General features: G+C 44.7%; 10 protein-coding genes. 3 read left to right on the top strand and 7 right to left on the bottom strand.

The window, feature by feature from the left end; all coding sequences use genetic code 11:
• Positions 1-20 precede the first annotated feature (20 nt).
• A complete protein-coding gene (gene pta, locus HW45_RS20940; RefSeq protein ID WP_038229435.1) occupies positions 21-2,165 on the top strand; it encodes a phosphate acetyltransferase in 2,145 nt (714 codons plus the stop codon).
• A 61-nt stretch (positions 2,166-2,226) separates the two neighbouring features.
• Here the strand turns inward: pta and HW45_RS20935 are convergent, their stop codons facing one another.
• The 7 genes from HW45_RS20935 to HW45_RS20905 form a co-directional block, all read right to left on the bottom strand.
• The gene (locus HW45_RS20935; protein WP_038229433.1) at positions 2,227-3,168 is read right to left on the bottom strand and encodes a glutathione S-transferase family protein; all 942 of its coding nucleotides are present in this window, start codon (positions 3,166-3,168) and stop codon (positions 2,227-2,229) included.
• 233 nt (positions 3,169-3,401) lie between these two features.
• Positions 3,402-4,394: a murein tripeptide/oligopeptide ABC transporter ATP binding protein OppF gene (oppF, locus tag HW45_RS20930; protein ID WP_038221908.1), complete on the bottom strand. Its 993-nt coding sequence runs from the start codon at positions 4,392-4,394 to the stop codon at positions 3,402-3,404.
• A gap of 5 nt (positions 4,395-4,399) precedes the next feature.
• A complete protein-coding gene (locus HW45_RS20925) occupies positions 4,400-5,371 on the bottom strand; it encodes an ABC transporter ATP-binding protein (RefSeq protein WP_006070025.1) in 972 nt (323 codons plus the stop codon).
• 22 nt (positions 5,372-5,393) lie between these two features.
• On the bottom strand, positions 5,394-6,296 hold the full coding sequence (gene oppC, locus HW45_RS20920) for an oligopeptide ABC transporter permease OppC (protein ID WP_038229684.1): 903 nt from the start codon (positions 6,294-6,296) through the stop codon (positions 5,394-5,396).
• A 15-nt stretch (positions 6,297-6,311) separates the two neighbouring features.
• Entirely contained in the window at positions 6,312-7,232 is a 921-nt protein-coding gene (gene oppB / locus HW45_RS20915; RefSeq protein WP_006070023.1) for an oligopeptide ABC transporter permease OppB, read from the bottom strand.
• Positions 7,233-7,330: 98 nt separating this feature from the next.
• Positions 7,331-8,962: an ABC transporter substrate-binding protein gene (locus tag HW45_RS20910; RefSeq protein WP_038229431.1), complete on the bottom strand. Its 1,632-nt coding sequence runs from the start codon at positions 8,960-8,962 to the stop codon at positions 7,331-7,333.
• A 665-nt stretch (positions 8,963-9,627) separates the two neighbouring features.
• Complete coding sequence (locus tag HW45_RS20905; protein WP_038229428.1) at positions 9,628-10,464, bottom strand: response regulator transcription factor; 837 nt, start codon at positions 10,462-10,464, stop codon at positions 9,628-9,630.
• Between the two features lie 335 nt (positions 10,465-10,799).
• Between HW45_RS20905 and HW45_RS20900 the strand changes: the two genes are divergently transcribed.
• On the top strand, positions 10,800-12,416 hold the full coding sequence (locus HW45_RS20900; protein ID WP_038229427.1) for a long-chain-fatty-acid--CoA ligase: 1,617 nt from the start codon (positions 10,800-10,802) through the stop codon (positions 12,414-12,416).
• A gap of 228 nt (positions 12,417-12,644) precedes the next feature.
• Positions 12,645-13,871, top strand: coding sequence for an MFS transporter (locus HW45_RS20895; RefSeq protein ID WP_038229425.1), 1,227 nt, complete (start codon positions 12,645-12,647; stop codon positions 13,869-13,871).
• Positions 13,872-13,875 lie beyond the last annotated feature (4 nt).

The following is a 13,875-nucleotide window of genomic DNA, read 5'->3' as shown; positions in this document are numbered from 1 at the left end:
TAGTTTGAGGTACTCAAAGAATGTCCCGTACTATTATGCTTGTACCAACTAGCGCTGGCGTAGGTCTTACCAGTGTTAGCATGGGTGTATTGCGTGCTATGGAGCGCAAAGGTGTGAACGTTGCGTTCTACAAGCCTATCGCTCAGCCTCGCCACGGTGGCGATCAACCAGACTTAACTTCTACTATCGTTGGTAACACCAGCGATATGAAAGTGGGCCAACCACTTCCAATGTCTGACGTTGAGAACCTATACGGTAGCGAAAAAGTTGACGTACTACTTGAGACAATTGTTGAACGTTACAACCAAGTAAGCAAAGACGCTGAAGTAACGCTTATCGAAGGTCTAGTACCGACTCGTAAACACCCATTTGCGAACGCAGTTAACGCAGAAATCGCAAAAACACTTGGTGCAGAGATCGTATTCGTAGCAACGCCAGGTACTGACAACCCAAGTCAGCTTAAAGAGCGTATCGAAGTTGCATGTACTAACTACGGTGGTACTAAAAACAAGAACATCTCTGGCGTTATCATCAACAAGCTAAATGCTCCTGTTGATGAAGCAGGCCGTACTCGTCCAGATCTTTCTGAAATCTTTGACGACGCAGACACCGCGCAGCAAGCTAACCTTGAAGTAATGCAAATCTTCAACACTAGTCCAATCCGCGTTCTTGGCTGCGTGCCTTGGAAGATCGATTTAATTGCAACGCGTGCAATTGACATGGCTCAGCATCTAAATGCTGAAGTAATTAACGCGGGCGATATCGAGAAGCGTCGTATTAAGAGCATCACGTTCTGTGCGCGTTCTCTACCAAACATGATCGAGCACTTCAAACCAGGTTCTCTACTTGTTACTTCAGCAGACCGTCCAGACGTTATCGTCGCTGCGGCACTTGCTGCAATGAACGGTGTAGAAATCGGCGCTATCCTGTTAACGGGTGGCTACGATGTTCCGGTTGAAATTGCTGACCTAATCAAGCCAGCACTAGACACTGGCCTGCCAATCTTTAAGGCTCAAGGTAACACATGGCAAACATCTCTGAATCTACAGAGCTTCAGCCTAGAAGTACCTGCGGACGATAAAGAGCGTATAGAGTTCGTTAACGAGCACGTTGCTGGTCACATCGACGGTCCATGGATTGACTCTTTACTTGAAGGTACTATCGGTACTCGTAAGCTAAGCCCACCAGCATTCCGTTATCAGTTAACAGAACTTGCTCGTAAAGCTGGCAAACGTATCGTTCTTCCTGAAGGTGATGAGCCTCGTACAGTTAAAGCTGCGGCTATCTGTGCTGAGCGTGGCATCGCGGAATGTGTGCTTCTTGGTAACCCTGACGAAATCAAGCGCGTAGCTGCACAGCAAGGTGTTGAGCTAGGTGCAGGTGTTACTATCATCGATTCTGATGCGGTACGTGAAAACTACGTTGCTCGTCTCGTAGAACTGCGTGGCGCGAAAGGTATGACTGAAGTCGTGGCTCGTGAGAAGCTACAAGACTCTGTTTACCTTGGCACAATGATGCTTGAAGCAAACGAAGTAGACGGTCTAGTATCTGGTGCTGTTCACACAACAGCAAATACTATCGTTCCTCCGTTCCAAATCATCAAAACGGCTCCGGGTACATCTATCGTATCTTCAATCTTCTTCATGCTGCTGCCTGATCAAGTATTGGTGTACGGTGACTGTGCAATCAACCCTGACCCAACAGCTGAGCAACTTGCTGAAATCGCTATCCAATCTGCAGACTCTGCTGCGGCATTCGGTATCGACCCACGCGTTGCAATGATCTCATACTCTACTGGTGAGTCTGGTAAAGGTGCTGATGTAGATAAAGTACGTGAAGCAACCAAACTAGCAAAAGAGAAACGTCCTGATCTTATCATCGACGGTCCTCTACAGTACGATGCAGCGATCATGGAGAACGTAGCGGCTTCTAAAGCACCTAACTCTCCAGTTGCTGGTAAAGCGACTGTATTTGTATTCCCAGATCTAAACACTGGTAACACAACATATAAAGCGGTACAGCGTTCAGCAGACCTAGTTTCTATCGGTCCAATGCTGCAAGGTATGCGCAAGCCAGTTAACGACCTTTCTCGTGGCGCACTAGTAGACGATATCGTGTACACAGTAGCACTAACTGCGATTCAATCAGGTCAAGAGCAAAAGTAATCTGCTCTCTAACTGAATGAAAAAAGCCTCCGTCATCGGAGGCTTTTTTATTGTATGCAGCTTAACGCTCTCTTCCATGAGGCGAATCCAAATCCAAATCAGGGCCAGCAGGAACAATTTGAGTTGGATTGATACCCGTATGACTGAAGTAGTAGTGGCGTTTAATATGGTAGAGATCCGTGGTCTCTTTAACACCTTTAACTTGGTATAGCTCTTTAAGGAAACCTTGGATATTTTCGTAATCAGCGATACGTTTTTTGTTGCACTTAAAGTGCCCCACATACACCGCATCGAAACGCACTAATGTGGTAAACAATCGCCAATCTGCTTCCGTTATCTGGTCACCCGTTAAGTATCGATGGGTCGCCAACTGCGCTTCTACCTTATCCAAAGCTGCGAACAAGTTATTATAGGCTTCTTCATACGCCTCCTGAGTAGTTGCAAAACCGCAGCGGTATACCCCATTGTTAATGTTTGGATAGATAAACTCATTCCACTCGTCAATCGCGGACTGCAATTGCTCCGGATAAAAATCGTCACTATTACCTGTCAGTTGGTTGAACTCCGAGTTGAACATTCGGATGATTTCCGATGACTCATTACTCACGATAGTGTTGGTCTTTTTATCCCATAAAACAGGTACAGTAACTCGACCGGTATAGTCTGGTTTAGCTTGTGTATAAATTTGGTGAAGTTTGGTGAATCCAAATAGTGGCTCAGGAAGCCCAAAAGACCACCCTTCAGAAAGCATGTCAGGACAGACGACCGTAACATCAATGTGCGCTTCCAAACCTTTAAGAGCGCGAAAGATCAGTGTTCTATGAGCCCAAGGACAAGCTAGCGATACGTATAAATGATAGCGACCAGATTCAGGCTGGAATTCTGCTTGTGGGCTATTGTCTATCCAATGACGAAAGCCAGCATCTTCACGCACAAACTTACCGCCAGACGTTTTAGTGTCATACCATACATCATGCCAAACACCTTCAACCAATTTCCCCATGCTTTCATTCCTTCTCTTCATTTAGTGATGACATTATATGAAACGAACATGAAGAACTTGAGGGGATGGTTTGAAAGAAGTCGTTCGAATAACTTGAATGATCTTTGGGTAAGATCAAAAAAAGCGCGACCAAAAAAGTTGCCGCGCTTAGGCCCGTCACAGGCTGAAAATAGCGACTCTAATTATTCAAACACAAACAACTAAAGCCATTCCTTGCTGGTTAGTAGGATTCCCTAAACACTGACGTTTAGGCACGACACTGCGTGTACGTCCGTTCCCTGAATTGTTGGTTTCTGTTGAGCACACTGCTCCGTTGCTTGTGGGCAGCGTGTTCTGAACACACAACCTGATGGAGGACTGATCGGAGATGGCAGATCCCCTTCCAACATCTGAATCGTTTTAGTGCGTTCAATTTTTGGATCTGGAATCGGAACTGCTGACATTAGCGCTTTAGTATAAGGATGCGACGGATTGGCAAATAGTGCTTCTGCCTCACCTAGTTCAACAGCATTGCCAAGATACATTACCAATACACGATCAGAAATGTGCTTCACGACTGACAGGTCATGCGCAATAAACACTAGACTCAAACCCAGTTCTTTTTGTAGCTCTTTCAGTAGGTTAACCACCTGAGCCTGGATAGATACATCCAATGCCGATACAGGCTCATCACAGATAATCATCTTAGGACGTAAGATGAGTGCACGCGCAATACCGATACGCTGACACTGACCACCAGAGAACTCATGAGGATAACGGTTAATCACGTTTGGTAGCAGACCTACTTTCGCCATCATTTCTTTGACGCGATCTTTCACTTCCTGTTTTGAGAGCTCTGGATAGAAGGTCTCTAATGGCTCGGCAATGATGTCACCTACCGTCATACGAGGGTTAAGTGATGCCAAAGGATCTTGGAAAATCATTTGGATTTCTTTGCGTGTATCACGACGCTGAACCGCTTGCATCTTAGTCAAATCTTGACCAAGCCACATCACTTCACCATCTGTCGCTTCTACAAGACCGATAATGGCGCGTGCAAACGTAGACTTACCACAACCTGACTCGCCTACTACACCCAGTGTTTCACCTTCGTATAAACGAACGTTTACGCCATCTACGGCCTTAAGCTGTGCAGGTTTTGACCAAGGCCAAGCTGATTTCGATGCAATGCTGAAGTGAACTTTTAGCTCTTTTACATCAAGTAATAGTGATTTGTTGTTTGTCATTGCATTCATTTTGCCCAAGCCTCCCAATCAGAAAAACACGCACGTTGACGACCTTGTCCGAAGTTCTCTAGTGTTGGCGCAGACACGCTACACTGTGGAGTTGCACGGTGGCAGCGCTCTTGGTAAGGACAGCCCGGTGGCAAACGTAATAAGTTTGGTGGATTACCTGGAATCGTTGGTAGGATCTCCCCTTCCGTGTCCAGACGAGGGATTGCCTTCAACAGACCTTCCGCATAAGGGTGGCTAGGGTTATAGAAGATTTCATCTACCGTGCCGTACTCCATCGTACGACCTGCATACATCACTAATACTTTGTCACATGAACCTGCAACAACACCCAAGTCATGCGTAATCATGATAATAGCTGTGTTGAACTCTGATTTAAGCTCGTTCAGAAGATCCATGATCTGAGCCTGAACCGTAACATCCAATGCCGTTGTCGGCTCGTCAGCAATCAGCAGTTTTGGACGACACAATAGTGCCATCGCAATCATCACACGTTGACGCATACCGCCAGAGAATTCGTGTGGATACATAGTAATACGCTTGCGCGCTTCTGGAATTTTTACCGCTTCAAGCATACGAACAGACTCTTCGAATGCTTCCGCTTTACCCATGCCTTTATGCAGCATAAGTACTTCCATCAATTGGTCGCTAACTTTCATGTATGGGTTAAGCGACGTCATTGGGTCTTGGAAAATCATCGCAATTTGCTCAGCGCGAACTTTGTTCAGCTCTTTTTCTGGCAAGTTGAGGATCTCACGCCCTTCAAATTGTGCACTACCCGAAATGATACCGTTTTTCGCTAACAAACCCATGATAGCGAATACAGTTTGCGATTTACCTGAACCGGACTCACCTACAATACCCAGCGTTTCGCCTTGGTTGAGGGAGAAATTCAAGTCGTTTACAGCGGTAACAATACCGTCCTGCGTGGTGAACTCAACACGCAGATCTTTGACATCTAATAAGCTCATATTCAATCCTTTCTTCTAGTTCTTATCTGTCTTTTGGATCCAGCGCGTCACGAAGACCATCGCCAACATAGTTAAAGCAGAACAAGGTTACGACCATGAAAATAGCAGGGAAAACTAACTGCCAAATAGCCACTTCCATTGTTTGAGAACCCTCTTGAAGCAATGCGCCCCAACTGGTCATCGGCTCTTGTACACCAAGGCCAAGGAATGAAAGGAAAGATTCTGTCAAAATCATACTTGGGATAAGTAGTGTTGAATACACCGCTACGATACCAAGTACGTTAGGAACAATGTGACGTGTGATAATTTTCCAATTACTCACGCCCGAAACGTGTGCCGCCTCGATAAACTCTTTGCTGCGTAAGCTGAGGGTTTGACCACGTACAATACGCGCCATGTCCAGCCATGCAATCGCACCGATAGCCACAAAGATAAGCACAATGTTACGACCGAAGAATGTCACTAGTACGATAACCAAGAACATAAACGGTACAGCGTACAAGATCTCAAGTACACGCATCATAATGCGGTCAACACGACCACCAATAAAGCCTGATGTTGCGCCGTAAAGTGTACCAATCAGTACCGCAACAAATGCACCTAGAACCCCTACCATTAGAGAGATACGGCCACCCATTAATGTACGTACATAAAGGTCACGTCCAAGACTATCAGTACCAAACCAGTGCTCAGCACTTGGCGCAGCATGCATGGCATACCAGTCCGTATCATCAAACGCATATTGCGCAAACATTGGCAGGAAAATCACTGCTAATGTCATTAGGGTTAAAATAAATAAACTCACCATCGCAGCTTTATTACGCATAAAACGGATACGCGCGTCTTGCCACAAGCTACGACCTTCAATTTCTAAATTCTCGGAAAACTTCTCTACCGCTTCCAAGTTTTCTTTCTTCGTTAGCATCATTACCACACTCCCTTAGTAACGAATTTTCGGGTCGATCATCGCAAGCAAGATGTCTACGATGGCGTTAAATAGAATAAATAGGAAACCAATTAAGATGGTGACCCCCATTACTAACGAATAGTCTCGGTTAAAGGCTGCGTTTACGAACAGCTTACCGATACCAGGTAATCCGAAAATAGTCTCTACAACTACCGAACCGGTAATGATACCTACGAATGCTGGGCCCATATACGATACTACTGGCAGCAGTGCAGGCTTAAGAGCGTGCTTAAGAACGATATAACGATAGCTCAAGCCTTTTGCGCGAGCTGTGCGGATAAAGTTACTGTTCAATGTCTCAATCATGCTACCACGGGTAATACGTGCAAACGTTGCAACATAAAGCAGTGACATGGCAATCACGGGTAACACGATGTATTGGAAGCCACCATCATGCCAACCACCAGCGGGGAATAGATTCCAATGCAGTGAGAACAGGTAAATCAGTGCTGGTGCCAATACGAAAGAAGGCATAACGACCCCAAGCATGGCCGTGGACATAATCGTGTAATCGAGCCAAGTGTTTTGCCGTAAAGCGGCAATAGTCCCCACGGTTACCCCCATGATAACGGTAAAGATGAAGGCAATCAGACCTACTTTGGCCGATACAGGTAGAGCAACCGAAATAAGCTCGTTTACGGTGTAATCTTGATATTTAAAAGATGGACCAAAATCACCTTGTAAGATGTTGGTCAAGTACGTGGTGTACTGTTCAAATACTGGCTTATCAAGGCCATATTTTGCTTCAATGTTAGCCATAACTTCCGGTGGAAGTGGGCGCTCACTTGAAAAAGGGTTACCTGGTGCGAATCGCATCAAGAAAAAGGAGACAGTAATTAATACCAACAGTGTTGGTATCGCTTCAAATATCCGTTTAAGTATGAATTTAATCATAAACTCATCCATCCAGTCTGTGACAATTTAAAATAAAATAGACACTGCGTGTGCTTACGCACACACAGGTCTTAGTTAGTTATATTTTTTATAGGGAATTATTTTGCTTTGATATATAGATCTTTTGAGTAGATCTTATCTTCAGCGTTACCTTCTGGGTAACCACCAAGCTGAGGTGATACTAGACGTGTTGTAACATACTGATAGATAGGAGCAATTGGCATATCTTTCGCTAGCAATTTCTCTGCATCGATGTATAGCTGAGTACGCTCTTCTTCAGAAGTAGAGTGTAGAGCTTTATCGATGATCTTATCGTATTCTGCACTCTTATAGTGCTGACCCGCCGTTGTGTTTTGACTAACCATTAGTGTTAGGAATGAAGACGCTTCGTTGTAGTCACCACACCAACCAGCACGTGCAACGTCAAAGTTACCTGTGTCTTTGCTGTCTAGGTAAGACTTCCACTCTTGGTTTTCAAGCTTCGCGTTGATGCCTAGCTCTTTCTTCCACATAGATGCGATTGCAACAGCAATCTTCTTGTGGTTTTCAGATGTGTTGTAAAGTAGGTTGAACTCTAGAGGGTTGCTCTTCGTGTAACCTGCTTCTTCAAGAAGACGCTTCGCTTCAGCGATACGCTCTTTCTGAGAAAGCTGACCATACTCAGGAGTTACAGGGTCGAAGCCCGCAGTGATCTCTGGCGTTAGGAAATAAGCTGGTTTTTGACCTTGGCCAAGGATAGCTTTAGTAACGATATCGCGGTCCATTGCATAAGACATTGCTTTACGTACGCGAACGTCGTTAAACGGTGCTTTTTGTGCATTGAACTGATAGTAGTAAGTACATAGGTTACCCTTGATGTTTACATCTTGTGGGTACTCTTTTTGTAGACGACGGAAGTGCTCGTTAGGTACTTCGTTTGTGAAATCTAGTTCGCCAGAAAGGAAACGGTTCATTTCAGCAACTTGGTTCTCGATAGGCAAGAACGTTACTTTATTAAGAACAGTATGGTCGTTATCCCAGTAGTTGTCGTTACGTACAAGCTCTAGACGCTCGTTAACTACCCATTTGTTAGGAACAAACGCACCGTTACCAACGAAGTTCTCTGGCTTAGTCCACTGGTCACCGAATTTTTCTACCGTCGCTTGGTGAACTGGCTTAACCGTTGTGTGACCCATCATCATTACGAAGTAAGGTACTGCTGTATCTAGTGTCACCTCTAGCGTGTAGTCGTCTACTGCTTTAACACCTAGCTCGCTTTTGTCTTTCTTGCCAGCAACGATGTCTTTAGCATTCGCCATCTTGGTGTATTCCATATACCAAGCGTATGGAGATGCTGTTGCTGGGTCAACCGCGCGTTGGAAGCTGTATACGAAATCGTTCGCCGTTACAGGATCGCCGTTAGACCATTTTGCGTCTTTGCGTAGGTGGAAAGTGAAAGTTTGGTTGTCTGCCGTTTCCCAAGTTTCGGCAACACCAGGGATAGTCTTACCATTTGCATCTTGGTTCACTAGGCCTTCAAGAAGGTCACGAATTACGTGTGACTCTGGAACACCTTGAGATTTGTGTGGATCGAGTGTTGCTACCTCGGTACCGTTACCACGAACAAGCTCTTGTTTCTCTGCTAGTTTAGTGCCAGCTGGTACATCTGCGGCAAGAGTAGAAAAAGAAGTGGCAGCCACTGCCATGCCAGCACCTAGAAGAAGGGCTTGCGTGATTTTATTCTTATACATGCATTTAACTCCAAGTTTTAATTTTGCATCCATGACTTCTTCGTAGGATTGCTAGAACGGACAGCATTTTAGATTTATTTAGCTCACTTTTTGAGCATTTAATTCTAAATCCATACAAAGATTGCGGTTCACATTACCAACCTTCGAACTAATTTGCCATATTTTTGTAGCAAAAATGGCATAATTCTCCTACAACAGGTAAAAATCAGATGAATGTACTGCAATGTGAAGGTGAATTGACAACTTCTCTCTACTCTGAGAAATATTGCCAGAAATTAATATTGATAATTCTATTTGTTAACCATTCTTCAGCACATTATGCCAATTATCCAGCAACAAGTTTAACAATTCGTTTTCATTTTACCCTTGCTTTAGAATTATCAAATGTCAAAAAAAACCTAAATGTGAACGCAATCACATACAAGTGATTGGTGCGCGAAAACCCTAGGATAGAGATCACAAAAAGACCCGACCTCTGACTACCAGGAGGTCGGGGAAACTGGTGTTTTCACGCGGCTCAAGCGTGAATTCAGATAAGGAGATGTGTCACTCGCAAACTTGATTGTTGCTGCTTGATAGCTGCTGCTTGCCCGTTCCAACATCATCATTGTTCCGCGCTTTAGGTAAAAGTTGAATTCCCCAATGAGGTGACAATACCCTCATCATCAGTGGACATGTTTGCCTCCGAAATAGACCGTCAACGGGTCAATGTTACTATCAGCAGGAACCGTCGATGCTGCCTCAAGAAAAAGTGAAAACAACTCAGATTGGGAAGATATCTTGAGTTTGTTATGAATCCGCTTCCGGTAAACTTTGACCGTTTCGGTGCTGACTTCTAACAATGGTGCAATCGCTTTGGTTGAATAGCCTTGCAGAACCAATTGCGTCACTTGGCATTCCCTTTCACTTAAGAAGTCTTTCCCAAAGTTACTAAAAATGTCATTGAGCTGATGTCCAATCGTTCTCTCTTCTGGGCTACCCAACTCAAAATGTTTACGAATGGCTGATTTAAGCATGTCAAAGTACAAATTCAGACGCTGCTTCTCATCACACTCCACGCTCTGTTTATTTCTCAGCCCAGCAGAGAGCACCAAAGTGAATCCTTCGGTACAAGTAACGATCAAGCCTATTTCTTGCTGTAAGCCGGTCTTTTTGTATATCTGATGGTAATAATCACTGCTATAAAACTCATCCGGGGCTATTTCATCCAGTTTGTACACCCCTTCTCTCACACCTCTACGGATCAGTTGGTAAAACGGATCCAAAACTAGCGCCCCCATAAATTCTTTGTCTTTGCTCTGTTCGGCAAAGAAGTTGGTATCGTTATAGATGACCACTGGGGCTTTATCTTCGCTAAAGCCCATAACCACTAGACTTTCGTAGTCAACAATATTGGTGATGAGCTGCGACAGTTTTTCCAAAAAGCACTGCTCACCTATTGCTTCAATAAGAGGAGGATAGCGATGACTAAACTCCATCCACCCATCCATAAAAACTGACATAGACACTCCCTATCACGTATTGCACCCTGATGAAATACCACGTCAGGGGCACGAGCTCAAATCCACCAATTCAACATCTCAAACGATGGCCCAATGACCTATTCGATTTGTCAAACTTGCAACTATTTTTGGACATTATTTAGTACAAGATGGCAAATATTGTTGATGATAAAAAGTAAAATACCTGCGTTTTGATGAAGACCATCACAGATTGAACCGAGTTAGAACATAGACCCCTTAAGTCACTTCGAACACGTAACCCCATCAGGGTACATACCCAAAAGGAAAGCGATCACATACTGTTTACATTTCATCAACACAAATGGAGTTGCATAATGAAAGGACAGATGATGAACGTCCCTCTCACCATTACTGAAATCATGCGTCACGCCGACCGCGTCAATGGCGATACCGAGATAGTCTCGGTGACCTACGACAACCCCAGGCACCGCTATACCTTGTCGGACGCCTTTTCACGAACTCGACAATTGGCGAATGCACTCAAATCACTGGGATTAAAAAAAGGTCAGCGCGTCGCTACGCTTGCATGGAATGACTACCGACATCTTGAGTTGTACTACGCCATCTCTTGTTCTGGGGGAGTATTACACACCGTCAATCCTAGACTCTTTGAACAACAAATTGAGTACATCATCAATCATGCAGAAGACACCATAGTGTTCTTTGACCCCATCTTCACACCTCTTATTGAAAAACTGCAAAGCAAACTCTCTACCGTTAACCACTTCATCGCACTAACGGATCACGCTCACTTACCTGAATCTCAAATCGAAAACCTATTGGACTACGAAAGTTTTATCGCAGACCGAAGCACTGCATTTACTTGGCCCGAGCTAGAAGAAGATGACGCCAGTTCTTTATGCTATACCTCGGGGACAACGGGCCATCCCAAAGGCGTGCTTTACTCACACCGGTCGACAGTCCTTCACTCATTAGGCAGTGCTCTACCTGATGCGTTTGGGCTTTCCATCGATGAGTGCGTAATGCCTATCGTACCTATGTTTCATGTTAACGGATGGGGTCTGGCGTACAGTGCCCCGATGACTGGGACTAAACTCGTGATGCCCGGCCCCAAAATGGCAGATGGAGCTACATTGACTGAGCTTATCAACAATGAAGGCGTAACCATGACTGCGGGTGTGCCTGTTGTGTGGCTGATGTTGTTGGAGCATTTAAAACAATCAGAGCTTCAAGTACCAAGTCTCAAGCGAATCGTCGTCGGTGGCTCTGCTTGTCCTGAAGTATTAATAAGGGAGTTCGATGAATTATTTAATGTCTCGATGCACCATGCTTGGGGTATGACCGAAATGAGCCCCCTTGGTACCTTCAATAAACTCAAGCCAAAGCTACGTTCACTTGCTGATGAACAAAAGATGGGGTACCAGCTTAAACAAGGTCGCATTGTGTTTGGCGTAGATATGCGAATAGAAGATTGGCAAGGCACTCAGGTGCCGTGGGATGGTCACCAATTTGGTTCGGTCAAAGTACGAGGCCCGTGGATTGCATCAGGGTATTACAAGCAAGGAGAAAGTGTTGATAGCAACGGCTACTTTGATACCGGAGACGTAGCCAGCATTGATCCTGATGGTTACATGCAAATCACCGATCGTTCAAAAGATGTTATTAAGTCAGGAGGCGAGTGGATTAGCTCAATTGAACTGGAGAATATCGCTGTAGGGCACCCTGATATCAAGGAAGCTGCAGTGATCGGTGTTTCGCACAACAAGTGGGGTGAACGCCCGCTGCTTATTGCAGTCACTCATGATGTGACTGTGACGGAATCAGAGCTCTTGGCTCACTTCGATGGTAAAGTTGCGAAGTTCTGTATCCCCGACGCCGTTGAGTTTATTAACGAACTTCCTCACACCGCCACTGGCAAACTCAGTAAAAAAGATCTGCGAGATCACTTTAAAGACTATGTTCTCGGTTGATCGTCACTTTGAGTTAAACGATAACACGCCAATAGATAGCGCTCCCCTCTAAATCTCTCCGCCTTCAATATGTGTTCGATAAACAGATATTGAAGGCAGTAACGGTTTACACAACAAGTACAATTGCAACATTTTTGTAACCCATAAGGGTACTACTGTAATTCATCAATAGCACTCATGATTAACATATCATTAACAACCCTAATCTAGGATGGATAGGAGATAACTATGTTAAAACACTTTGTGAGCCCCGCTAGGACTATCGACTCCAAAGCCCTGATCATTGCAGCCATGATGCTGGTAATGTTCGCCCCAAATGCCTTTAACTTTCTACCTTTTATGCTAGGTGGCGCGGCCGAAGTGATGTCATTAAATGACGCACAAATCGAAAGTATTGCCATGTACGAATTATTAGCCACCGCCCTTTCATCACTTCTCTTTTCGTTGCTACTCATTCGTCGTACTAATTGGCGCTATATTGGATACCTTGCTGCACTTGCATTGATTGTGGGCAACTATTTAAGTATGACGGCACAAGATTTTGACAGTTTTATCTTAAGTCGCCTCATTGCAGGTAGTGGTCAGGGTATTGGTTACTCACTAGGTCTTGTCGGAATGAGTGTGACTCGTCACCCTGGTCGGAATTTTGGGTATATGATTGCAGCTCTGAATGTATGGCTGATCACGTGGTTTATCCTCATTCCAGAGTTAATGGCTACCTATGGTTTGAATGCGCTATATCAATTCTTCATGTTCGCATCCGCTCTTTGTCTAGTGGCATTTTGGTTCTACCCAGATAATGGCCGTCTCGACAAAGATCTTGAGATATCAGAGGGTAGTCAGAGCAAGGTGGATAAGAAAACATTTGTCGTCCCGATGATATGGGTCGGCGGCGCGTTTCTTGTGTACAGTTTGAGTCTAGGAATTATTTACCCGTACATCGAAATTATTGGCGATGATATGCAAGCTTCCACTGAAGATGTTGGTTTGGTGTTAGCGGTTGGTTCAGTAATGGCAGTTGTTGGTGGTATTTTGACGGCTGTAGTGGATAAAAAGTACAGTCATACCACGATAATTGTCTCGCTAAGTATCATCAATGCCGCAGTCTGCTTTGGTATGGCTAGCACCAATGACACCACCTCTTTCCTCGGTTTTTCAGCATTTTATATTATGCTATGGAACATGATGTACGCACGTTACTACACCGCATTAGCCACCACCGATAAGTCAGGGTATTTCAGTTCCTACGGGCCAGAAATTGGTACAGTAGGTCTTGCACTTGGGCCAATTGTCGCCCAGTCAGCTACGGCAACTGGTGACTTTCAAGGACAAGTCGGTGTCGGTGCTATCTGCATTGTCTTCGCCACCGTGATGGTGTTCATTGGCCTTGGAAAATCCAAACTCATAGAACGCTCTTTAGCGACGTCAACTGATTCAAGTCATCAGAAAGCATAAACGA

Source organism: Vibrio sp. ER1A, assembly GCF_000733315.1.
Classification (GTDB): domain Bacteria; phylum Pseudomonadota; class Gammaproteobacteria; order Enterobacterales; family Vibrionaceae; genus Vibrio; species Vibrio mediterranei.
Note: the sequence above shows the minus strand (reverse complement) of the source record. Positions and strands in the feature narration are given on the sequence as shown.

Bases quoted from the DNA above. Each gene is read 5' to 3' on its own strand.
- HW45_RS20900 (WP_038229427.1), top strand. From the start codon at position 10,800: ATGAAAGGACAGATGATGAACGTCCCTCTCACCATTACTGAAATCATG.
- HW45_RS20925 (WP_006070025.1), bottom strand. From the start codon at position 5,371: ATGAGCTTATTAGATGTCAAAGATCTGCGTGTTGAGTTCACCACGCAG.
- oppB (WP_006070023.1), bottom strand. From the start codon at position 7,232: ATGATTAAATTCATACTTAAACGGATATTTGAAGCGATACCAACACTG.
- oppF (WP_038221908.1), bottom strand. From the start codon at position 4,394: ATGACAAACAACAAATCACTATTACTTGATGTAAAAGAGCTAAAAGTT.
- HW45_RS20895 (WP_038229425.1), top strand. From the start codon at position 12,645: ATGTTAAAACACTTTGTGAGCCCCGCTAGGACTATCGACTCCAAAGCC.
- HW45_RS20905 (WP_038229428.1), bottom strand. From the start codon at position 10,464: ATGTCAGTTTTTATGGATGGGTGGATGGAGTTTAGTCATCGCTATCCT.
- HW45_RS20910 (WP_038229431.1), bottom strand. From the start codon at position 8,962: ATGTATAAGAATAAAATCACGCAAGCCCTTCTTCTAGGTGCTGGCATG.
- oppC (WP_038229684.1), bottom strand. From the start codon at position 6,296: ATGCTAACGAAGAAAGAAAACTTGGAAGCGGTAGAGAAGTTTTCCGAG.
- HW45_RS20935 (WP_038229433.1), bottom strand. From the start codon at position 3,168: ATGGGGAAATTGGTTGAAGGTGTTTGGCATGATGTATGGTATGACACT.
- pta (WP_038229435.1), top strand. From the start codon at position 21: ATGTCCCGTACTATTATGCTTGTACCAACTAGCGCTGGCGTAGGTCTT.